19 protein-coding genes are annotated in these 21,165 nt (G+C 71.6%); 16 read left to right on the forward strand and 3 right to left on the reverse strand.

The window, feature by feature from the left end; translation table 11 throughout:
• Window positions 1-45 precede the first annotated feature (45 nt).
• Window positions 46-2,253, reverse strand: a complete 2,208-nt coding sequence (locus ACIP5K_RS21295) for an elongation factor G-like protein EF-G2 (RefSeq protein WP_401411629.1) — start codon at window positions 2,251-2,253, stop codon at window positions 46-48.
• 274 nt (window positions 2,254-2,527) lie between these two features.
• On the opposite strand from ACIP5K_RS21295, the gene pgsA reads away from it, so the two are divergent.
• The 15 genes from pgsA to ACIP5K_RS21370 all read left to right on the forward strand — a co-directional run bounded on the left by pgsA (window position 2,528) and on the right by ACIP5K_RS21370 (window position 18,060).
• Entirely contained in the window at window positions 2,528-3,181 is a 654-nt protein-coding gene (pgsA, locus tag ACIP5K_RS21300; protein ID WP_401411631.1) for a phosphatidylinositol phosphate synthase, read from the forward strand.
• Window positions 3,178-4,092: a phosphatidylinositol mannoside acyltransferase gene (locus tag ACIP5K_RS21305; protein WP_401411633.1), complete on the forward strand. Its 915-nt coding sequence runs from the start codon at window positions 3,178-3,180 to the stop codon at window positions 4,090-4,092. The genes pgsA and ACIP5K_RS21305 overlap by 4 nt, the downstream gene beginning before the upstream one ends.
• Window positions 4,089-5,252, forward strand: a complete 1,164-nt coding sequence (locus ACIP5K_RS21310; protein ID WP_401411635.1) for a glycosyltransferase family 4 protein — start codon at window positions 4,089-4,091, stop codon at window positions 5,250-5,252. Before ACIP5K_RS21305 ends, ACIP5K_RS21310 begins: the two co-directional genes overlap by 4 nt.
• 157 nt (window positions 5,253-5,409) lie before the next feature.
• On the forward strand, window positions 5,410-5,955 hold the full coding sequence (locus tag ACIP5K_RS21315) for a hypothetical protein (protein ID WP_401411636.1): 546 nt from the start codon (window positions 5,410-5,412) through the stop codon (window positions 5,953-5,955).
• 197 nt (window positions 5,956-6,152) lie between these two features.
• The gene (gene pdxS, locus ACIP5K_RS21320) at window positions 6,153-7,064 is read left to right on the forward strand and encodes a pyridoxal 5'-phosphate synthase lyase subunit PdxS (RefSeq protein WP_401411638.1); all 912 of its coding nucleotides are present in this window, start codon (window positions 6,153-6,155) and stop codon (window positions 7,062-7,064) included.
• Window positions 7,064-7,669: a pyridoxal 5'-phosphate synthase glutaminase subunit PdxT gene (pdxT, locus tag ACIP5K_RS21325; RefSeq protein ID WP_401411640.1), complete on the forward strand. Its 606-nt coding sequence runs from the start codon at window positions 7,064-7,066 to the stop codon at window positions 7,667-7,669. The genes pdxS and pdxT overlap by 1 nt, the downstream gene beginning before the upstream one ends.
• A 74-nt stretch (window positions 7,670-7,743) precedes the next feature.
• Entirely contained in the window at window positions 7,744-8,496 is a 753-nt protein-coding gene (locus tag ACIP5K_RS21330) for a YebC/PmpR family DNA-binding transcriptional regulator (RefSeq protein ID WP_401411642.1), read from the forward strand.
• A gap of 105 nt (window positions 8,497-8,601) precedes the next feature.
• The gene (gene ruvC / locus ACIP5K_RS21335; RefSeq protein ID WP_401411644.1) at window positions 8,602-9,132 is read left to right on the forward strand and encodes a crossover junction endodeoxyribonuclease RuvC; all 531 of its coding nucleotides are present in this window, start codon (window positions 8,602-8,604) and stop codon (window positions 9,130-9,132) included.
• Entirely contained in the window at window positions 9,129-9,740 is a 612-nt protein-coding gene (ruvA, locus tag ACIP5K_RS21340) for a Holliday junction branch migration protein RuvA (protein WP_401411646.1), read from the forward strand. The genes ruvC and ruvA overlap by 4 nt, the downstream gene beginning before the upstream one ends.
• A gap of 108 nt (window positions 9,741-9,848) precedes the next feature.
• Window positions 9,849-10,928 (forward strand): Holliday junction branch migration DNA helicase RuvB, encoded by a 1,080-nt coding sequence (ruvB, locus tag ACIP5K_RS21345; RefSeq protein ID WP_401411648.1) that lies wholly within the window; start codon window positions 9,849-9,851, stop codon window positions 10,926-10,928.
• 175 nt (window positions 10,929-11,103) lie between these two features.
• The gene (yajC, locus tag ACIP5K_RS21350; protein WP_401411650.1) at window positions 11,104-11,622 is read left to right on the forward strand and encodes a preprotein translocase subunit YajC; all 519 of its coding nucleotides are present in this window, start codon (window positions 11,104-11,106) and stop codon (window positions 11,620-11,622) included.
• A gap of 143 nt (window positions 11,623-11,765) precedes the next feature.
• On the forward strand, window positions 11,766-13,532 hold the full coding sequence (secD, locus tag ACIP5K_RS21355; protein WP_401411860.1) for a protein translocase subunit SecD: 1,767 nt from the start codon (window positions 11,766-11,768) through the stop codon (window positions 13,530-13,532).
• Between the two features lies 1 nt (window position 13,533).
• Window positions 13,534-14,667, forward strand: coding sequence for a protein translocase subunit SecF (gene secF / locus ACIP5K_RS21360; RefSeq protein ID WP_401411651.1), 1,134 nt, complete (start codon window positions 13,534-13,536; stop codon window positions 14,665-14,667).
• A gap of 155 nt (window positions 14,668-14,822) precedes the next feature.
• Window positions 14,823-15,362 carry an adenine phosphoribosyltransferase gene (locus tag ACIP5K_RS21365; RefSeq protein WP_401411653.1) on the forward strand — a complete coding sequence of 180 codons (540 nt, stop codon included), beginning with the start codon at window positions 14,823-14,825 and terminating at the stop codon, window positions 15,360-15,362.
• Between the two features lie 169 nt (window positions 15,363-15,531).
• Entirely contained in the window at window positions 15,532-18,060 is a 2,529-nt protein-coding gene (locus tag ACIP5K_RS21370) for a RelA/SpoT family protein (protein ID WP_401411655.1), read from the forward strand.
• A 78-nt stretch (window positions 18,061-18,138) separates the two neighbouring features.
• Here the strand turns inward: ACIP5K_RS21370 and ACIP5K_RS21375 are convergent, their stop codons facing one another.
• Together ACIP5K_RS21375 and ACIP5K_RS21380 are read right to left on the reverse strand one after the other, a co-directional pair.
• Window positions 18,139-19,371 (reverse strand): DUF349 domain-containing protein, encoded by a 1,233-nt coding sequence (locus ACIP5K_RS21375; RefSeq protein ID WP_401411656.1) that lies wholly within the window; start codon window positions 19,369-19,371, stop codon window positions 18,139-18,141.
• A 135-nt stretch (window positions 19,372-19,506) separates the two neighbouring features.
• Window positions 19,507-20,298 carry a peptidylprolyl isomerase gene (locus ACIP5K_RS21380; protein WP_401411658.1) on the reverse strand — a complete coding sequence of 264 codons (792 nt, stop codon included), beginning with the start codon at window positions 20,296-20,298 and terminating at the stop codon, window positions 19,507-19,509.
• Between the two features lie 146 nt (window positions 20,299-20,444).
• On the opposite strand from ACIP5K_RS21380, the gene ACIP5K_RS21385 reads away from it, so the two are divergent.
• The gene (locus ACIP5K_RS21385) at window positions 20,445-21,155 is read left to right on the forward strand and encodes an MBL fold metallo-hydrolase (protein ID WP_401411659.1); all 711 of its coding nucleotides are present in this window, start codon (window positions 20,445-20,447) and stop codon (window positions 21,153-21,155) included.
• Window positions 21,156-21,165: the final 10 nt, after the last annotated feature.

Below are 21,165 nucleotides of genomic sequence, written 5' to 3' on the forward strand. Positions count from 1 at the left end.
CGCCCTGCGGAAGGTCCGTGGTCGCGGGGGCCGGACGCACCCCGGCTACGCCGTGTCCCGGGCCTGTTCGCGGATCCGGTCGCCGAGGTGCGCCGGCATCGGCTCGTGCCGGGCGTACCTACGGCTGAAGCGGGCCGTGCCGTGCGACAAAGAGCGCAGATCGACCGCGTACCGGCCTATCTCGATCTCCGGCACCTCCGCCCGTACGAGGGTGCGTCCGCCCGGCGCCTGCTCGGTGCCGACGACGCGCCCGCGCCGCCCGGACAGATCGCTCATCACGGCGCCCACGTAGTCGTCGCCGACCAGCACCTGGACCTCGGCCACCGGCTCCAGGAGATGGATCCGGGTCTCGGCGGCGGCCTCCCGCAGCGCGAGCGCGCCCGCCGTCTGGAACGCCGCGTCCGAGGAGTCCACCGAGTGCGCCTTGCCGTCGAGCAGCGTCACCCGCACGTCGCTGAGCGGATACCCGGCGGCGACCCCCCGCGTGGCCTGCGCGCGCACGCCCTTCTCCACGGACGGGACGAACTGGCGGGGCACCGCGCCGCCCACGACCCGGTCGACGAACTGGATGCCGGAGCCGCCGGGCAGCGGTTCCACCTCGATCTCGCAGACCGCGTACTGCCCGTGCCCGCCGGACTGCTTCACATGGCGCCCGCGCCCCGCCGACCGGACGGCGAACGTCTCGCGCAGGGCGACCTTGTGCCCGACGACGTCGACCTGGACGCCGTACCGGCTGCGGAGCCGCTCCAGGGCGACGTCCGCGTGCGCCTCGCCCAGGCACCACAGCACCACCTGGTGGGTGTCCCGGTTCTGTTCGAGCCGCATCGTCGGATCCTCCGCGACCAGCCGCGACAGGCCCTGCGACAGCTTGTCCTCGTCGGCCTTGCTGTGCGCCCGGATCGCCAGCGGCAGCAGCGGGTCCGGCATGTCCCACGGCGTCATCAGCAGTGGATCGTCCTTCGCGGAGAGGGTGTCGCCGGTCTCCGCCCGGGTCAGCTTCGCCACGCAGGCGAGATCGCCCGCGATGCACCGCGTCAGGGTCCGCTGCTGCTTCCCGAACGGCGCCGACAGGGCCCCGACCCGCTCGTCCACGTCGTGGTCGGCGTGCCCGCGGTCCGCCAGGCCGTGCCCCGACACGTGCACCGTCTCGTCCGGGCGCAGGGTGCCCGAGAAGACCCGGACGAGGGAGATCCGGCCGACGTACGGGTCGGAGGCGGTCTTGACCACCTCCGCGACCAGCGGGCCGTCCGGATCGCACGGCGCGATCGCGCGGGCCGCCCCGCCCGGCGTCGTCACGGCGGGCGCCGCGCGCTCCAGCGGACTGGGGAAGCCGCCCGTGATCAGTTCGAGCAGCTCGACCGTCCCGATGCCCTGCCGGCCGCCCGCCGCGGCCGGGGCCGCCGCGAGCACCGGGTGGAAGACGCCGCGCGCCACCGCCCGCTCCAGATCGTCGACGAGCGTCTTGACGTCGACGTCCTCACCGCCCAGATAGCGGTCCATCAGGGTCTCGTCCTCGCTCTCGGCGATGATCCCCTCGATGAGCCGGTCGCGGGCCTCCTCGATCCGCGGCAGCTGCTCGGCGCCGGGGGAGGACTCCTCGCGTGCGCCCGACGCGTAGTCGAAGAGCCGCTGCGAGAGCAGCCCGGTCAGCCCCGTCACGGGCGCGTGCCCGTCCGCGCCCCGCGCGCCGTGCAGCGGCAGGTACAGGGGCAGTACGGCGTCGGGGTCGTCGCCGCCGAGGGCCGCGGCGCAGGCGCGCGTCACGTCGTCGAAGTCGGCGCGCGCCGACTCCAGGTGGGTGACCACGATGGCCCGCGGCATGCCGACCGCCGCGCACTCGTCCCACACCATCCGGGTGGCCCCCGCCATGGTCTGCGGGCCGTCCGCCGCCGAGACGACGAAGAGGGCCGCGTCCGCGGCGCGCAGACCGGCCCTCAGCTCCCCGACGAAATCCGCGTAGCCGGGGGTGTCCAGCAGATTGATCTTGAAGCCGTCCCACTCCACCGGGACGAGGGAGAGCTGGACCGAGCGCTGCTGGCGGTGCTCGATCTCGTCGTAGTCGGAGACGCTCGTGCCGTCCTCGACCCGGCCCGCCCGGTTCACCGCGCCCGCGGTCAGCGCGAGCGCCTCCACCAAGGTCGTCTTGCCCGATCCGCTGTGGCCGACCAGCACCACATTCCGTACGGACGCGGGACGGTCGGCCGTCGTCGCCCTGCCGGCGGCGCCGGGGTGTCCGTTCGCCTTGTCGCCCATGTGTCCTTGCCTCCCGGTTCGTTCTCACGGTGAGGTGGCCCTTGTCGGGACGCCGTGGTCACGGCAGGCGCCACACGTGGATCCACGTGTGGCGAGGCGGCTGCGGCGACGCCCGCGGTGACTTCGAGCTTTCCACCGCGGTCACGGTGCGTCCATACGTCGTACCGGATCGCACGCGCGCGTGGTGGCCCGGCGGCCGGATGCGGGCGCGCGTGGCTACGATGGGCCAGCCGGTGGCCAGAGGGGCCGCGCGGCACCGACCCTCGGGAAGGCCATGCTGAACAAGTACGCGCGTGCATTCTTCACGCGTGTCCTCACACCGTTCGCCGCGTTTCTGATCCGTCGCGGGGTGAGCCCCGACACGGTCACACTCCTCGGCACGGCCGGAGTGATGGCGGGAGCGCTGGTCTTCTTCCCGCGCGGGGAATTCTTCTGGGGCACGATCGTCATCACGCTGTTCGTCTTCTCGGACCTCGTGGACGGCAACATGGCGCGCCAGCTCGGCCGCTCCAGCCGCTGGGGCGCCTTCCTGGACTCCACGCTCGACCGCGTCGCCGACAGCGCCATCTTCGGCGGCCTCGCGCTCTGGTACGCGGGCGGCGGCGACGACAACACGCTGTGCGCGGTGTCCATCTTCTGCCTCGCCAGCGGCCAGGTCGTCTCGTACACGAAGGCGCGCGGAGAATCGATCGGCCTGCCGGTCGCCGTGAACGGCCTGGTCGAGCGCGCCGAGCGGCTCGTCATCACCCTGGTGGCCGCGGGCTTCGCCGGTCTGCACAAGTTCGGCGTGCCCGGCATCCAGTACCTGCTGCCCGTCGCGCTGTGGGTCGTCGCGGCCGGCAGCCTCGTCACGCTGATCCAGCGCGTCGTGACGGTGCGCCGGGAGTCCGCCGAGGCCGAGGCGGCCCGGGAGGAGACCGCCTCGTGAGCGGCGCGCAGGAGCGGATCACCGACGGGCTGTACGGACTCGGCTGGGCCGGGGTCAAGAAGCTCCCCGAACCGGTCGCGGCCCGGCTGGGCCGGACCATCGCGGACGCCGTCTGGAAGAAGCGCGGCAAGGGCGTGCTCCGCCTGGAGGCGAACCTCGCCCGGGTGGTGCCCGACGCGAGCCCCGAGCACCTGGCGCGGCTGTCGAAGGCGGGCATGCGCTCGTACCTGCGCTACTGGATGGAGTCCTTCCGGCTCCCCACCTGGAGCAAGGACCGCATCAGGGACGGCTTCACGCCCCAGGACCTGCACCACCTCGTCGACGGCCTCGCCGCCGGCAAGGGCGTCGTCCTGGCCCTGCCGCACATGGGCAACTACGACCTCGCGGGCGCCTGGGTCACCACCAGCCTGGAGACCCCCTTCACCACGGTCGCCGAGCGGCTCAGGCCGGAGACCCTGTACGACCGGTTCGTCGCCTACCGCGAGGGCCTGGGCATGGAGGTGCTGCCGCACACCGGCGGCGCCGCGTTCGGGACGCTGGCGCGGCGGCTGCGGGCGGGCGGCCTCGTCTGCCTGGTCGCCGACCGCGACCTGTCCTCGTCGGGCGTCGAGGTGAAGTTCTTCGGCGAGCCGACCCGGATGCCGGCCGGCCCGGCCATGCTCGCCCAGCAGACCGGCGCGCTGCTGCTGCCCGTCACCCTCTGGTACGACGACTCGGCCGTCATGCGCGGCCGGGTCCACCCGCCCGTCGACGTACCGGAGACAGGTACCCGCGCCGAGAAGACGTCTGTCATGACGCAGGCGCTGGCCGATGCCTTCGCCACGGGGATCGCCGACCACCCGGAGGACTGGCACATGTTGCAGCGCCTGTGGCTCGCGGACCTCACCGACTTCGAGGAGCGGCCCGCGTGAGGATCGGAATCGTCTGCCCGTACTCCTGGGACGTGCCGGGCGGCGTCCAGTTCCACATCCGCGACCTGGCGGAGCACCTCATCGCCCTGGGGCACGAGGTCTCCGTCCTCGCCCCGGCGGACGACGAGACCCCCCTGCCGCCGTACGTCGTCTCGGCCGGCCGCGCGGTGCCCGTCCCGTACAACGGCTCGGTCGCGCGGCTCAACTTCGGGTTCCTGAGCGCCGCCCGGGTACGCCGCTGGCTGCACGACGGCACCTTCGACGTCATCCACATCCACGAGCCGGCGTCGCCGTCGCTGGGGCTGCTCACCTGCTGGGCGGCCCAGGGCCCCATCGTCGCCACCTTCCACACCTCCAACCCCCGCTCGCGCGCCATGATCGCGGCGTATCCGATCCTGCAACCCGCGCTGGAGAAGATCAGCGCGCGCATCGCCGTGAGCGAGTACGCCCGGCGCACCCTCGTCGAGCACCTGGGCGGCGACGCCGTCGTCATCCCCAACGGCGTCGACGTCGACTTCTTCGCGCGGGCCGAGCCGAAGCCCGCCTGGCAGGGCGACACCCTCGGCTTCATCGGGCGGATCGACGAACCCCGCAAGGGCCTGCCGGTCCTCATGAAGGCGCTGCCGAAGATCCTCGCCGAACGCCCGGGGACACGGCTGCTGGTCGCGGGCCGAGGCGACGAGGAGGAGGCCGTCGCCTCGCTCCCCGAGGACATGCGCGGGCGCGTCGAGTTCCTCGGCATGGTCAGCGACGAGGACAAGGCGCGGCTGCTCGCCAGCGTCGACGTGTACGTCGCCCCGAACACCGGCGGTGAGTCCTTCGGCATCATCCTGGTCGAGGCGATGTCGGCGGGCGCGCCCGTGCTCGCCTCCGACCTCGACGCCTTCACCCAGGTCCTCGACCAGGGCGCGGCCGGCGAACTCTTCACCAACGAGGACGCGGACGCGCTGGCCGCGGCGGCCGTCAAGCTCCTCGGCAACCCCGACCGCCGCGCCGAACTGCGCGAGCGCGGCAGCAAGCACGTACGCCGCTTCGACTGGTCGACGGTCGGCGCCGACATCCTCTCGGTGTACGAGACGGTGACCCAGGGCGCGGCGGCGGTGGCGGAGGACGAGCGCGCGGGCCGCTTCAGGTCCCGCTTCGGCCTGGCCCGGGACTGATCCGGCCCGCGCCTCCCGGGGGGCGCGGGGATCAATGCCGCGGGCACCCACGACGTGCGCGGCACCCGGCGGCGCGCGGCGCCGGTCGTGACAGGACCCGGCCGCCCCGCGCCCGGCCGCGCCGGGCGCCCCCGCGCCGACGGTAGCCTTGCCGCCCGTGACCGTCACCCTGATCTGGATCGCCGTAGCCCTCTTCGCGATCGGGCTCTATCTGAGCTGGACCGCGGGCCGCCTGGACCGGCTGCACGCCCGTATCGACGCGGCCCGCGCCGCACTCGACGCCCAACTCCTGCGCCGGGCGTCCGTCGCCCAGGAGCTGGCCACGTCCGGCGTGCTCGACCCGGCCGCCTCCATCGTGCTGTACGAAGCGGCGCACGCGGCCCGGCAGGCCGAGGAGGAGCAGCGGGAGGTCGCCGAGAGCGAGCTCAGCCAGGCGCTGCGGGCCGTGTTCAGCGAACCCGACCAGGTCGAGGCGGTCCGCGAGGCCCCCGGCGGCGACGAGGCCGCGGAGGAGCTGGCCCAGGCCGTGCGCCGGGTCCCCATGGCCCGTCGCTTCCACAACGACGCCGTCCGCGCGGCCCGCGCCCTGCGCCGCCACCGCAACGTCCGCTGGTTCCGGCTCGCGGGACACGCGCCGTTCCCGATGGCCTTCGAGATGGACGACGAGCCGCCCGCCGCGCTCGCCGACCGCGCCACCGCCTGACGCCCTCGCCCTCCTGCCCCCTGCCTCCTCCTGCCTCCTGACGCCCCTCCTCGCCCTCCGGCCTGCCGGTCCGACCTGCCGATCACAGGCAGAAGGAGCCACCGGCTCTCCATTGGCTCTTGTAGTGGCCTGGTCCGCAGGGGTTTCCTCGGTGCGGCAACAACCCTCCGCACAGAGTTCACCGAGTGAGGTCACCCGTGTCCGTCAGCACCCAGTCGTACGAGTCCGCCGCCACCGGCACCGCCCGCGTCAAGCGCGGCATGGCCGAGCAGCTCAAGGGCGGCGTGATCATGGACGTCGTCAACGCCGAGCAGGCGAAGATCGCCGAGGACGCGGGCGCCGTCGCCGTCATGGCCCTGGAGCGGGTCCCGGCCGACATCCGCAAGGACGGCGGCGTGGCCCGGATGTCCGACCCCGACATGATCGAGGGCATCATCGAGGCCGTCTCGATCCCGGTCATGGCCAAGTCCCGCATCGGCCACTTCGTCGAGGCCCAGATCCTCCAGTCGCTCGGCGTCGACTACATCGACGAGTCCGAGGTCCTCACCCCGGCCGACGAGGTCAACCACAGCGACAAGTTCGCCTTCACCACGCCCTTCGTCTGCGGCGCCACCAACCTCGGCGAGGCCCTGCGCCGCATCGCCGAGGGCGCGGCCATGATCCGCTCCAAGGGCGAGGCCGGCACCGGCAACGTCGTCGAGGCCGTCCGCCACCTGCGCCAGATCAAGAACGAGATCGCCCGGCTGCGCGGCTTCGACAACAACGAGCTGTACGCCGCCGCCAAGGACCTGCGCGCCCCCTACGAGCTGGTCAAGGAGGTCTCCGAGCTGGGCAAGCTGCCGGTGGTCCTCTTCTCCGCCGGTGGCGTCGCGACCCCGGCCGACGCCGCCCTGATGCGCCAGCTCGGCGCCGAGGGCGTCTTCGTCGGCTCCGGCATCTTCAAGTCCGGCGACCCCGCCAAGCGCGCCGCCGCCATCGTGAAGGCCACCACCTTCTACGACGACCCCAAGGTCGTCGCGGACGCCTCCCGCAACCTGGGCGAGGCCATGGTCGGCATCAACTGCGACACCCTCCCCGAGGCCGAGCGCTACGCGAACCGGGGCTGGTGATGACCACCCCCGTCATCGGTGTCCTCGCCCTCCAGGGCGATGTGCGGGAACACCTGATCGCCCTGGCCACGGCCGACGCCGTGGCCAGGCAGGTGCGGCGCCCCGAGGAGCTGGCCGAGGTCGACGGCCTGGTGCTGCCCGGCGGCGAATCGACGACGATCTCCAAGCTGGCCCACCTCTTCGGCCTCATGGAGCCCCTCCGCGCGCGCGTGCACGCGGGGATGCCCGTCTACGGCACCTGCGCCGGCCTGATCATGCTCGCCGACAAGATCCTCGACCCGCGCTCGGGCCAGGAGACCATCGGCGGCATCGACATGATCGTGCGCCGCAACGCCTTCGGCCGGCAGAACGAGTCCTTCGAGGCGGCGGTCGACGTCCGCGGCGTCGGGGGCGACCCCGTGGAGGGCGTCTTCATCCGCGCCCCCTGGGTCGAGTCCGTGGGCGCCGCGGTGCAGGTCCTCGCCGAGCACGACGGCCACATCGTCGCCGTCCGCCAGGGCAACGCCCTCGCGACGTCGTTCCACCCGGAGCTGACGGGCGACCACCGGCTCCACGGCCTGTTCGTGGACATGGTCCGTGAGAACGGCGCGGCGGGATCCTTGTAGGATCTGCGGGGTCCCCCCGCGCTGCTGCCCGGGGAGTTCGTTCATGAGGTTGGTTACGCGAAGGAGACAGGCAGATGTCCGGCCACTCTAAATGGGCTACGACGAAGCACAAGAAGGCCGTGATCGACGCCAAGCGCGGCAAGCTCTTCGCGAAGCTGATCAAGAACATCGAAGTCGCGGCGCGCATGGGCGGCACGGACATCGAGGGCAACCCGACGCTCTACGACGCCATCCAGAAGGCGAAGAAGCAGTCGGTCCCCAACAAGAACATCGACTCCGCGGTCAAGCGCGGCGGCGGCCTTGAGGCCGGCGGCGCCGACTACGAGACGATCATGTACGAGGGCTACGGGCCCAACGGCGTCGCGGTGCTCATCGAGTGCCTGACCGACAACCGCAACCGCGCCGCCTCCGACGTGCGCGTCGCCATGACCCGCAACGGCGGCAACATGGCGGACCCGGGCTCCGTGTCGTACCTGTTCCACCGCAAGGGCGTCGTGGTCGTCCCCAAGGGCGAGCTGTCCGAGGACGACGTCCTCGGCGCGGTGCTCGACGCCGGCGCCGAGGAGGTCAACGACCTGGGCGAGTCCTTCGAGGTGCTGTCCGAGGCCACCGACCTGGTCGCGGTCCGCACCGCGCTCCAGGAGGCCGGCATCGACTACGACTCGGCCGACGCCAACTTCGTCCCGACCATGCAGGTCGAGCTGGACGAGGACGGCGCCCGCAAGATCTTCAAACTGATCGACGCGCTGGAGGACAGCGACGACGTGCAGAACGTCTTCGCCAACTTCGACGTCTCCGACGAGGTCATGGAGAAGGTCGACGCCTGACGTAACATCAGCGGCGGGCCGACGGGACACACCCGTCGGCCCGCCGCTTTGTCGGTGTCACCCGATAGCCTGCACAAACAGGCGATCGAACTGTGGGGGCGAGGCGTGCGCGTACTGGGCGTGGACCCGGGACTGACCCGGTGCGGAGTCGGCGTGGTCGAGGGGGTCGCGGGCCGGCCGCTCAGCATGCGCGGCGTCGGCGTGGTGCGGACCCCGCCCGACGCCGACCTGGGCCACCGCCTCGTCGGCATCGAGCAGGGCATCGAGCGCTGGCTCGACGAGCACGAGCCCGAAGTCCTCGCCGTGGAGCGGGTGTTCAGCCAGCACAACGTCAGCACGGTGATGGGGACCGCCCAGGCCAGCGCCGTCGCCATGCTGTGCGCCGCGCGCCGCGGCATCCCCGTCGTCCTGCACACGCCCAGCGAGGTCAAGGCCGCCGTCACCGGCAGCGGCCGCGCCGACAAGGCACAGGTCGGCGCCATGGTGACCCGGCTGCTGCGGCTCGACGCCCCGCCCCGGCCGGCCGACGCGGCGGACGCCCTCGCCCTCGCCATCTGCCACATCTGGCGCGCCCCCGCGCAGAACAGACTCCAGCAAGCCGTAGCGCTGCACGCATCGAAAGGCCGAACCGCATGATCGCCTTCGTCAGCGGCCCCGTCGCCGCACTCGCCCCGGACGCCGCGGTCGTGGAGGTCGGAGGCGTCGGCATGGCCCTCCAGTGCACGCCGAACACGCTGTCCGCGCTCCGCGTCGGCCAGCAGGCCAGGCTCGCCACCTCGCTCGTCGTGCGCGAGGACTCGCTGACCCTGTACGGCTTCGCCGACGACGACGAGAAGCAGACCTTCGAACTGCTCCAGACCGCGAGCGGCGTCGGCCCGCGCCTCGCGCAGGCCATGCTCGCCGTGCACAGCCCCGACGCCCTGCGACGCGCCGTCGCCACCGCCGACGAGAAGGCACTCACCGCCGTCCCCGGCATCGGCAAGAAGGGCGCCCAGAAGCTCCTCCTGGAGCTCAAGGACCGCCTCGGCGCGCCACTGGGCACCGGCGGCCCCGCGATCGGCACCGCCGTGACCAGCGGCTGGCGCGACCAGCTGCACGCCGCCCTGATCGGCCTCGGCTACGCCACCCGCGAGGCCGACGAGGCCGTCGCCGCCGTCACCCCGCAGGCCGAGGCCGCCGACGGCACCCCGCAGGTCGGCCAGCTCCTGAAGGCCGCCCTCCAGACGCTCAACCGCACCCGCTAGCCGACGACGACGCCCCCGATCCCCCCGGATCGCCCCGATCCCTCCGGATCGCCCCGATCCCTCCGGATCCCCCTGATCCCGCAGCTCACGTAACGCGAGGCACACCACATGAACTGGGACGAGACGACCGACGAAGCCGCCCCGGAGGCTGCCGACCGGCTCGTCGGTGCGTCCGCCGACGGTGAGGACCAGGCCGTCGAGGCGGCCCTGCGCCCCAAGGACCTGGACGAGTTCATCGGCCAGGAGAAGGTCAGGGAACAGCTCGACCTGGTCCTGCGTGCCGCCCGCGCGCGCGGCGCCACCGCCGACCACGTCCTGCTCTCCGGCGCCCCCGGCCTCGGCAAGACCACCCTCTCCATGATCATCGCGGCGGAGATGGCCGCCCCGATCCGGATCACGTCGGGCCCCGCCATCCAGCACGCGGGCGACCTCGCCGCGATCCTCTCCTCCCTCCAGGAGGGCGAGGTCCTCTTCCTCGACGAGATCCACCGCATGTCCCGGCCCGCCGAGGAGATGCTGTACATGGCGATGGAGGACTTCCGCGTCGACGTCATCGTCGGCAAGGGCCCCGGCGCCACCGCCATCCCCCTCGAACTGCCCCCCTTCACCCTGGTCGGCGCCACCACGCGCGCGGGACTGCTGCCCCCGCCGCTGCGCGACCGCTTCGGCTTCACCGCGCACATGGAGTTCTACGAACCGGCCGAGCTGGAGCGCGTCATCCACCGCTCCTCCGGCCTGCTCGACGTGGAGATCGACCCGGCGGGCGCCGCCGAGATCGCCGGCCGCTCCCGCGGCACCCCCCGCATCGCCAACCGCCTGCTGCGCCGCGTCCGCGACTACGCCCAGGTCAAGGCCGACGGCCACATCACCCGGGACGTCGCCGCCGCCGCGCTCAAGGTCTACGAGGTGGACGGCCGCGGCCTCGACCGGCTCGACCGCGCCGTCCTGGAGGCCCTGCTCAAGCTGTTCGGCGGCGGACCCGTGGGACTGTCGACCCTCGCCGTGGCGGTGGGGGAGGAGCGGGAGACCGTCGAGGAGGTCGCCGAACCCTTCCTCGTACGGGAAGGCCTGCTCGCGCGGACCCCGCGCGGCCGGGTCGCCACTCCCGCGGCCTGGGCCCACCTCGGACTCGTGGCGCCCCAGGGGAAACCCGGTGCAAGCGGACAAGCGGACCTGTTCGGGGCCTGACGACGCGGATCCGCGCCCTGCCTGGAACCCCGGGGCCACGCTGAGCGTTGTTCCCGGATGGCGGACTCGCTTAGACTCCGCCGACGTCGTCCTTACGGTTTGAGGCGCGACGGCCGACCCCACACCCCCGACAAGGCCGCACATCCGACGCGGTCGTATGAAGGAAGTCCCACCCGTGAGTCCTGTGACCCTCCTCCCGTTCATTGTGCTCATCGGGGCCATGTTCCTGATGACCCGGTCTGCCAAGAAGAAGCAGCAGCAGGCCGCGAGCATGCGCAATGACATGCAGCCCGGTTCCGGCGTCCGCACGATCGGCGGCATGTACGCCACGGTCAAGGAGGTCAACGAGGACACGGTCCTCCTCGACGCCGGTCCCGGCGTCCACCTCATGTTCGCGAAGAACGCGATCGGTGCCGTGCTCTCGGACGACGAGTACAACCGCATCGTCCACGGTCCCGAGGCCACCGACGACGAGCTGGCCGGCGACGCCGTCGTGCCGGACGACGCGTCGTCCCTCACCGGGACCGACGAGACCGCCGCCGACGCCTCGCGCATCGACCTCGGCAAGAAGGACGAGGCCGACCCGGCCGACGAGGCCAAGCCCGCCGGAACCGTCGAGGCCCCCACGGCCGACGCGGCCCCCGAGGCCGGCACCGAGGCGAAGAAGACCGACGGCGAGTCCGACGCGAAGTAGTCACGACCGGAACCCGGGGGGACGAACCGCTTGCGTCCCCCGTGGTTCCCGTTCGTGCGTGACGCGCGCGGATTCTCGACCATTTCATGGCCGTCCGGGCACTCATCCCCGATGCCGGACGGATGGAGAGGGAGTACGAGAAGGTGGCCACACCTAAAAAGAGCCGAGGGGCAGGTGCCCAGAGCAAGCCGGGCCGTGCTCTGAGCCTGATCGTGATCGTCATGGTCGCGCTCGTCGGCGGGATGTTCATCTCGGGCACGTTCACCCCCCGCCTCGGCATCGACCTCGCGGGCGGCACGAGCATCACCCTGCAGGCCAAGACCGAGCCGGGTCAGCCCAAGAACGCGATCAACAAGACCAACATGGACACGGCGGCGGACATCATCAACCGCCGGGTCAACGGCCTGGGTGTCTCCGAGGCCGAGGTCCAGACGCAGGGTGCTGACAACATCATCGTCAACATCCCCCGGGGCACGAACGAGAAGCAGGCGCGCGAGCAGGTCGGCACGACCGCTCAGCTCTACTTCCGTCCCGTCCTGACGGTGACCGCCGGCTCCCCGACGCCGGACTCCTCCGGAAGCCCGTCCCCGAGCGCCTCCTCCAGCGGCAAGCCCACGGACAAGGCCAGCCCGGGCTCCGGCGAGAAGGCGACCGGCTCGTCGGCCTCCGCCACGCCGTCCGCCACCGCCACCTCGCAGGGCCGCGCCGTCACCGACGCGCTCAAGGCCGACGCGACGCCCAGCTCCTCCGCGAGCGGCGACGCCAAGGCCTCCCCCTCGCCGTCGGCCAGCGCCTCCGCCGACCCGGCCACCGCCGCGTTGCAGAAGAAGTTCACCGAGCTGGACTGCACCGACTCGTCGGCCCGGACGAAGGTCAACGAGGGCGCCAAGCCGGGCGACACCATCGCCGCCTGCGGCAAGGACTCGTCGGGCCAGTGGGCGAAGTACATCCTCGGCCCGTCCGAGGTGAACGGCAAGGACGTCAAGAAGTCCCAGGCCGCGATCAACCAGCAGAGCGGCCAGTGGGTCGTCAACATGGAGTTCACCGGCTCCGGGTCGAAGAAGTTCGCCGCCACCACCGGCAAGCTCAAGGACCAGCAGCAGCCGATGAACCAGTTCGCCATCGTCCTCGACGGCGACGTGGTCTCGGCGCCCAGCGTCAACTCCGTGCTGAGCCAGAACGCCGAGATCTCCGGCAGCTTCAACCAGCAGTCCGCCCAGGACCTGGCCAACGTGCTGTCCTACGGCGCCCTGCCGCTCACCTTCCACGAGCAGAGCGTCACCTCGGTGACCGCCGCCCTCGGCGGCGAGCAGCTGCACGCCGGCCTCATCGCGGGTGCCATCGGCCTCGCCCTGGTCGTCATCTACCTGGTGGTCTACTACCGCGGCCTGTCGCTCGTCGCCCTGGCGTCGCTGCTGGTCTCCGGCATCCTCACGTACACGCTGATGACGCTCCTCGGCCCGGCCATCGGGTTCGCGCTGAACCTGCCCGCGGTGTGTGGTGCGATCGTCGCCATCGGTATCACCGCGGACTCGTTCATCGTGTTCTTCGAACGGATCAGGGACGAGATCAGGGAGGGCCGGTCCGTGCGGCCCGCCGTCGAGCGCGCCTGGCCGCGCGCCCGGCGCACCATCCTGGTCTCGGACTTCGTGTCGTTCCTCGCGGCCGCCGTGCTCTACGTCGTCACCGTCGGCAAGGTCCAGGGCTTCGCGTTCACGCTCGGCCTGACCACCCTGCTCGACGTCGTCGTGGTCTTCCTCTTCACGAAGCCCCTGATGTCGCTGCTGGCCCGCGGGAAGTTCTTCACCGGCCACAAGTGGTCCGGCCTCGACCCCAAGCGCCTCGGGGTCCAGCCGCCGCTGCGCCGCACCCGCCGTACCGCCGGTCCCGTCGACCCGAAGGAGGCCTGAGATGTCGAAGCTCGGCAATCTCGGCGCCAGGCTCTACCGCGGTGAGGTCGGCTACGACTTCATCGGCAAGCGCAAGATCTGGTACGGCGTCTCGATCCTGATCACCATCACGGCCATCCTCGGCCTGACGGTGCGCGGGCTCAACATGGGCATCGAGTTCGAGGGCGGCGCCGTCTTCACGACGCCCAAGACCTCCGTCTCCGCCGCGACGGCGGAGAAGGACGCGGAGGCCGCCGCCGGTGGCCACGACGCGGTGGTGCAGAAGCTCGGCACCGGCGGTCTGCGCATCCAGATCGCGGGCATCGACACCGACAAGTCGGACCAGATCAAGGACACCCTGGCCAAGGATCTCGACATCCCGGCCGACAGGATCAACGCCGACCTGGTGGGCCCCAGCTGGGGCGAGACGATCGCCAACAAGGCCTGGCAGGGCCTGGCGATCTTCATGGTCCTGGTCGTGATCTATCTGGCGATCGCCTTCGAGTGGCGGATGGCCATCGCCGCCCTCGTCGCACTGATCCACGACATCACCATCACCGTCGGGATCTACGCCCTGGTGGGCTTCGAGGTCACCCCGGGCACGGTGATCGGTCTGCTCACGATCCTCGGTTACTCGCTCTACGACACGGTCGTCGTCTTCGACTCCCTCAAGGAGCAGACGAAGGGCATCGAGAAGCAGACCCGCTGGACCTACAGCGACATCGCCAACCGGTCGATCAACTCCACCCTGGTCCGCTCGATCAACACCACGGTCGTCGCGCTCCTGCCGGTGGCGGGCCTGCTCTTCATCGGCGGCGGCTTCCTCGGCGCCGGCATGCTGAACGACATCTCGCTGTCGCTCTTCGTCGGTCTCGCGGCCGGTGCGTATTCCTCCATCTTCATCGCCACTCCGCTGGTCGCCGACCTCAAGGAGCGCGAGCCGAAGATGAAGGCCCTCAAGAAGCGGGTGCTCGCCAAGCGGGCCGCCGCCGCGGCCAAGGCGGAGACGGAGCCGGCCGGCTCCGTCCTCGGCCACCAGGCCGCGGACCCGCTGGCCGAGGACGAGCCGGAGGACGCCACCCCGGCCGGTGCCGGTCCGCGCAACCAGCCGGCCCGCAACCGCGGCCGCGGCCGCCCCTCGGGCAAGCGCCGCTGACCCCCCGGTCACGTCCGCGCACGGGCGCCAGGAGCGGCGACGCTCCTGGCGCCCGTGGCATGTCAGGACCGGGACCACTGCTAGGGTTGACGACCGCGCGGACCCGAGGGACCGGGGCGCGGCCGACTCCATCACTCACTCGCTGAGGTGCAGACATGACCGACATCAAGGAGCTGCTCCTCAGCCGCATCCGCGATGTGCAGGACTACCCCGAGCCCGGCGTCCTCTTCAAGGACATCACCCCGCTGCTCGCGGACCCGTCCGCCTTCACGGCCCTCACCGACGCCCTCGCCGGGCTGTGCGTCCGGCACGGCGCCACCAAGGTCGTCGGCCTGGAGGCGCGCGGCTTCATCCTGGGCGCCCCCGTCGCCATCCGCGCCGGTCTCGGCTTCATCCCCGTACGCAAGGCGGGCAAGCTGCCCGGAGCGACGCTCGCGCAGTCCTACGCGCTGGAGTACGGGACCGCCGAGATCGAGGTGCACGCCGAGGACCTCAGCGCCGACGACCGGGTCATGGTCATCGACGACGTGCTCGCCACCGGCGGCACCGCCGAGGCCGCCGTGCACCTCGTCCGCCGGGCCGGCGCCGAGGTCGCGGGCGTCGCGGTCCTCATGGAGCTGGGCTTCCTGCCCGGCCGCGCCCGTCTGGAGCCCGCGCTCCGGGGCGCCCCGCTCGACGCCCTGCTCGTGGTCTGAAACCCCAGCTCACAGCCCCACGGGCGGGCCCGGAGGAATCCGGCGCCCGCCCCTGCTGTTTCTCCAGTACCAGGCCGCACCACCGGCCGAATACGTTCGGTGGGCGCCGGATCGATACCATGGGCTCTCCGGGACCTGCACGGGGACCCGTCGCGCACGAGGAGCGCCGTTGCCAGACGAGGCCAAGCCACTCACCGCCGCCACGCCCGACCAGCAGGCTGCCCAGGGCGCGGCGGAGTCCGGCACGCCCGCGAACGGCGCGACGCCCGGCACCGGCGCGAAGCCCGCTCCGCCGCCCGGCACCGAGGCGGCCGGGACGCCGCGCCCCGAGCCCGCCGCCGAGCAGCCGCGTGCCACGCCGCCGCCCGTCATCCGCGCCGCCGCGAACCAGCCGGCGGCCCGCTCGGGCTCCTCGAACCGCGTCCGGGCCCGCCTGGCCCGGCTCGGCGTCCAGCGCTCGAACCCGTACAACCCGGTCCTGGAGCCGCTGCTGCGGATAGTGCGCGGCAACGACCCCAAGATCGAGACCTCGACGCTGCGCCAGATCGAGCGGGCCTACCAGGTCGCCGAGCGCTGGCACCGGGGACAGAAGCGCAAGAGCGGCGACCCGTACATCACGCACCCGCTGGCCGTGACGACGATCCTCGCCGAGCTGGGCATGGACCCGGCGACGCTGATGGCCGGCCTGCTGCACGACACCGTCGAGGACACCGAGTACGGCCTGGACACCCTCAAGCGGGACTTCGGCGACCAGGTCGCCCTCCTCGTCGACGGCGTCACCAAGCTGGACAAGGTCAAGTTCGGTGAGGCCGCGCAGGCCGAGACGGTCCGCAAGATGGTCGTGGCGATGGCGAAGGACCCGCGCGTCCTCGTCATCAAGCTCGCCGACCGCCTGCACAACATGCGCACCATGCGCTACCTCAAGCGCGAGAAGCAGGAGAAGAAGGCCCGCGAGACGCTGGAGATCTACGCTCCGCTGGCGCACCGCCTGGGCATGAACACCATCAAGTGGGAGCTGGAGGACCTCGCCTTCGCGATCCTCTACCCCAAGATGTACGACGAGATCGTGCGGCTCGTGGCCGAGCGCGCCCCCAAGCGCGACGAGTACCTGGCCATAGTGACCGACGAGGTGCAGTCCGACCTGCGCGCGGCCCGCATCAAGGCGACCGTCACCGGCCGCCCGAAGCACTACTACAGCGTCTACCAGAAGATGATCGTCCGCGGCCGGGACTTCGCGGAGATCTACGACCTGGTGGGCATCCGCGTCCTCGTCGACACCGTGCGCGACTGCTACGCCGCGCTGGGCACCGTCCACGCCCGCTGGAACCCGGTTCCGGGGCGGTTCAAGGACTACATCGCGATGCCCAAGTTCAACATGTACCAGTCGCTGCACACGACGGTGATCGGCCCGAACGGCAAGCCCGTCGAGCTCCAGATCCGCACGTTCGACATGCACCGCCGCGCCGAGTACGGCATCGCCGCGCACTGGAAGTACAAGCAGGAGGCCGTCGCCGGGGCCTCCAAGGTGCGCTCCGACCAGCCGCGGACCACCGGCAAGGACGACCACCTCAACGACATGGCGTGGCTGCGCCAGCTGCTCGACTGGCAGAAGGAGACCGAGGACCCCGGCGAGTTCCTGGAGTCGCTGCGCTTCGACCTCTCGCGCAACGAGGTCTTCGTGTTCACGCCGAAGGGCGACGTCATAGCGCTGCCGGCCGGGGCCACCCCGGTGGACTTCGCGTACGCGGTGCACACCGAGGTCGGCCACCGGACCATAGGGGCACGCGTCAACGGACGCCTCGTGCCCCTGGAGTCCACCCTGGACAACGGCGACCTGGTGGAGGTCTTCACCTCCAAGGCCGCCGGCGCCGGGCCGTCCCGCGACTGGCTCGGCTTCGTCAAGTCGCCGCGGGCCCGCAACAAGATCCGCGGCTGGTTCTCCAAGGAACGCCGCGACGAGGCCATCGAGCAGGGCAAGGACGCCATCGCGCGGGCCATGCGCAAGCAGAACCTGCCGATCCAGCGGATCCTGACCGGCGACTCGCTCGTGACGCTCGCCCACGAGATGCGCTACCCCGACATCTCGTCGCTCTACGCGGCGATCGGCGAGGGGCACGTCACGGCGCAGTCCGTCGTGCAGAAGCTCGTCCAGGCGCTCGGCGGCGAGGAGGCCGCCAACGAGGACATCGCCGAGAGCGCGCCGCCCTCGCGCGGGCGCTCCAAGCGACGCTCCAACGCCGATCCGGGGGTCGTGGTCAAGGGCGTCGACGACGTCTGGGTCAAGCTGGCGCGGTGCTGCACGCCGGTGCCCGGTGACCCGATCATCGGGTTCGTCACGCGCGGCAGCGGCGTATCGGTTCACCGCAGCGACTGTGTGAACGTGGACTCGCTGTCCCGCGAGCCCGAGCGCATCCTCGAGGTCGAGTGGGCGCCGACCCAGTCCTCGGTCTTCCTGGTCGCCATACAGGTCGAGGCGCTGGACCGGTCCCGGCTGCTGTCGGACGTGACGCGGGTCCTGTCGGACCAGCACGTGAACATCCTGTCCGCGGCCGTCCAGACGTCCCGCGACCGGGTGGCCACCTCGCGCTTCACGTTCGAGATGGGCGACCCGAAGCACCTGGGGCACGTGCTGAAGGCGGTACGAGGCGTGGAGGGCGTCTACGACGTGTACCGGGTGACCTCGGCGCGGCGCCCCTAGGGCCGGCCTTCCGCGGGCATGCGAACGGCCCCGGGCCAATGCCCGGGGCCGTTCGCCACGGCTGGTGTCCGGCGGGCGTCAGCCGCCGAACTCCTCAAGCCCCTTCAGCGCCGAGTCCAGCAGCGCCTGCCGCCCGTCGAGCTCCTTCTGGAGCTTGTCGGCCTTGGCGTTGTTGCCCTGGGCGCGGGCCTGCTCGATCTGGCCCCGGAGCTTGTCGACGGCGGCCTGGAGCTGACCCGTGAGACCCGCGGCACGCGCCCGCGCCTCCGGGTTCGTCCGCCGCCACTCGGCCTCCTCGGACTCCTGGAGGGCCCGCTCCACGGTGTGCATCCGGCCCTCGACCTTCGGGCGGGCGTCCCGCGGCACGTGGCCGATGGCCTCCCAGCGCTCGTTGATCGAGCGGAACGCGGCGCGGGCCGCCTTCAGATCGCCGACCGGGAGCAGCTTCTCCGCCTCGGCGGCCAGCTCCTCCTTGAGCTTGAGGTTCTCGCCCTGCTCGGCGTCCCGCTCGGCGAAGACCGAGCCGCGGGCCGCGAAGAACACGTCCTGGGCGCCGCGGAAGCGGTTCCACAGGTCGTCCTCGTGCTCGCGCTGGGCCCGCCCGGCGGCCTTCCAGTCCGTCATCAGCTCGCGGTACCGGGCCGCGGTCGCGCCCCAGTCCTGCGAGTTCGACAGCGCCTCCGCCTCGGCGACCAGCTTCTCCTTCGCCTTGCGGGCCTCCTCGCGCTGCGCGTCCAGCGAAGCGAAGTGGGCCTTGCGGCGCTTGGAGAACGCCGACCGGGCGTGCGAGAAGCGGTGCCACAGCTCGTCGTCCGACTTCCGGTCGAGCCGCGGCAGCCCCTTCCAGGTGTCCACCAGCGCGCGCAGCCGCTCGCCGGCCGCCCGCCACTGCTCGGACTGGGCCAGCTCCTCCGCCTCGACGACCAGCGCCTCCTTGGAGTGCCGCGCCTCGTCGGACTGCTTGGCCTTCTGCGCCTTGCGCTCCTCGCGACGCGAGTCGACCGACTCGACCAGCTTGTCGAGCCGCTTGCCGAGCGCGTCCAGGTCACCGATCGCGTGCGCGTCGGTGACCTGGCCCCGCAGGTGCTCGATCGCCGTCATGGCGTCCTTGGCGGACAGGTCCGTTGTCTGCACCCGGCGCTCGAGGAGCCCGATCTCGACGACCAGACCGTCGTACTTGCGCTTGAAGTAGGCAAGGGCCTCATCAGGAGAGCCTGCCTGCCACGAACCGACCTCACGCTCCGTGCCGTCGGCCGAACGCACGTACACGGTCCCCGTCTCGTCGACGCGGCCCCACGGGTCGCTGCTCACAGCGCCTCCTCCACATGATGCCCGCGGGGACTCGTGGGCCCCCGGGCATCGTCCACAGTTTCGTCACGGCCAACATAGGCGACCGGCGGGGATGCTGTCCGCATCCCGCGCGACCGAAATTCGGCGGCCGACGGGTCAGCCCTTCTCCACCGTCACACTCGTGACCTTGACGGTCTTCTTCGGTGCACCGTCGGTCTCGCTCTGTCCGCCGGCGGCCACCCCGCCCTTGCCGACGGCCTGCACGGCCTTGAGCCCCGCCGCGTCCATCGTGCCGAACGGCGTGTACGACGGCGGCAGCTTGCTGTCCTTGTAGACGAGGAAGAACTGGCTGCCGCCGGTGTGCGGCTGGCCCGTGTTCGCCATCGCGACCGTGCCCGCCGGGTAGGTCACCGTGCTGTCCTTGCCCGGCTTGCCGAGCCCGTCCAGGTTCTCGTCCGGGATCGTGTAGCCGGGGCCGCCCGCGCCGGTGCCCTCGGGGTCGCCGCACTGGAGGACGAAGATGCCGGACGTGGTGAGCCGGTGGCACTTCGTGCCGTCGAAGAACTTCTTGTCGGCGAGGTGCTTGAACGAATTGACGGTGTGCGGCGTCTTGGCCGCGTCCATGGCGATCTTCACCTCGCCCTGGCTCGTCCTCAGCGCCATCGTGTACGTGGCCTTCTTGTCGATGGCCATCTTCGGCTCGGGCTTCTCCTTGGGGGAGGCGCTCGGGCTGGGGCTCGCCTCGGGGCCCGCGGTGTCCTTCTTGTCGTCACCGCTGAAGGCCCCGGCGGCGTACGCGCCACCGGTGCCCAGGACGGCCACCGCGAGCACGGAGGCGATCACGGTGTTACGGGTGCGCGCCTTGCGCCGTGCGGCCTCGCGCCGCTGCTGCTGGCGCAGGAACTTCTCCCGGGCGAGCTGACGCTGCCGCTGATCCTTCGTGACCACCGGATCTTCTCCTCGTACGTGTGTATGACCATGACTGGGCCCTTGATTGTGCCCCGTACCGTATATGGGTTCGCTGTGGAATCGGCAGCGCCGGTAGGCTCTCATCTGCCGCATTGCCGCATTCCGACGACAGATGAAGGACGATCGTGCTGATTGCCGGGTTCCCCGCCGGGGCCTGGGGCACCAACTGTTACCTGGTTGCCCCCGCCGCGGGTGAGGAGTGCGTGATCATCGACCCGGGCCACCAGGCCACCGAGGGAGTCGAGGAAGCGCTCAGGAAGCACCGGCTCAAGCCGGTCGCCGTCGTCCTCACGCACGGGCACATCGACCATGTCGCCTCGGTCGTCCCGGTGTGCGGGGCGCACGACGTCCCGGCGTGGATCCACCCCGAGGACCGTTACATGATGAGCGACCCGGAGAAGGGCCTCGGCCGCGCCATCGGCATGCCGCTCATGGGCGAGCTCACGGTGGGGGAGCCCGACGACGTCCGCACGCTCACCGACGGCGCCGCCCTGAAGCTCGCCGGACTCGACTTCTCCGTCGCGCACGCGCCCGGCCATACCAAGGGGTCGGTGACCTTCCGGATGCCGGAGACGACCGACGTGCCGTCGGTGTTCTTCTCGGGCGATCTGCTGTTCGCCGGCTCCATCGGACGCACCGACCTCCCCGGCGGCTCCATGGACGACATGCTCGAATCGCTGGCCCGCGTGTGCCTGCCGCTCGACGACTCGACCGTGGTGCTGTCCGGACACGGCTCCCAGACGACCATCGGCCAGGAGCGCGCCACCAACCCGTATCTGCGGCAGGTGGCCGCCGGCCAGGGACCCTCCACCGAGGCTCCCCGACGAGGAATGTGACGAGAACACC

Source organism: Streptomyces sp. NPDC088785 (genome assembly GCF_044750685.1).
Classification (GTDB): Bacteria; Actinomycetota; Actinomycetes; order Streptomycetales; family Streptomycetaceae; genus Streptomyces.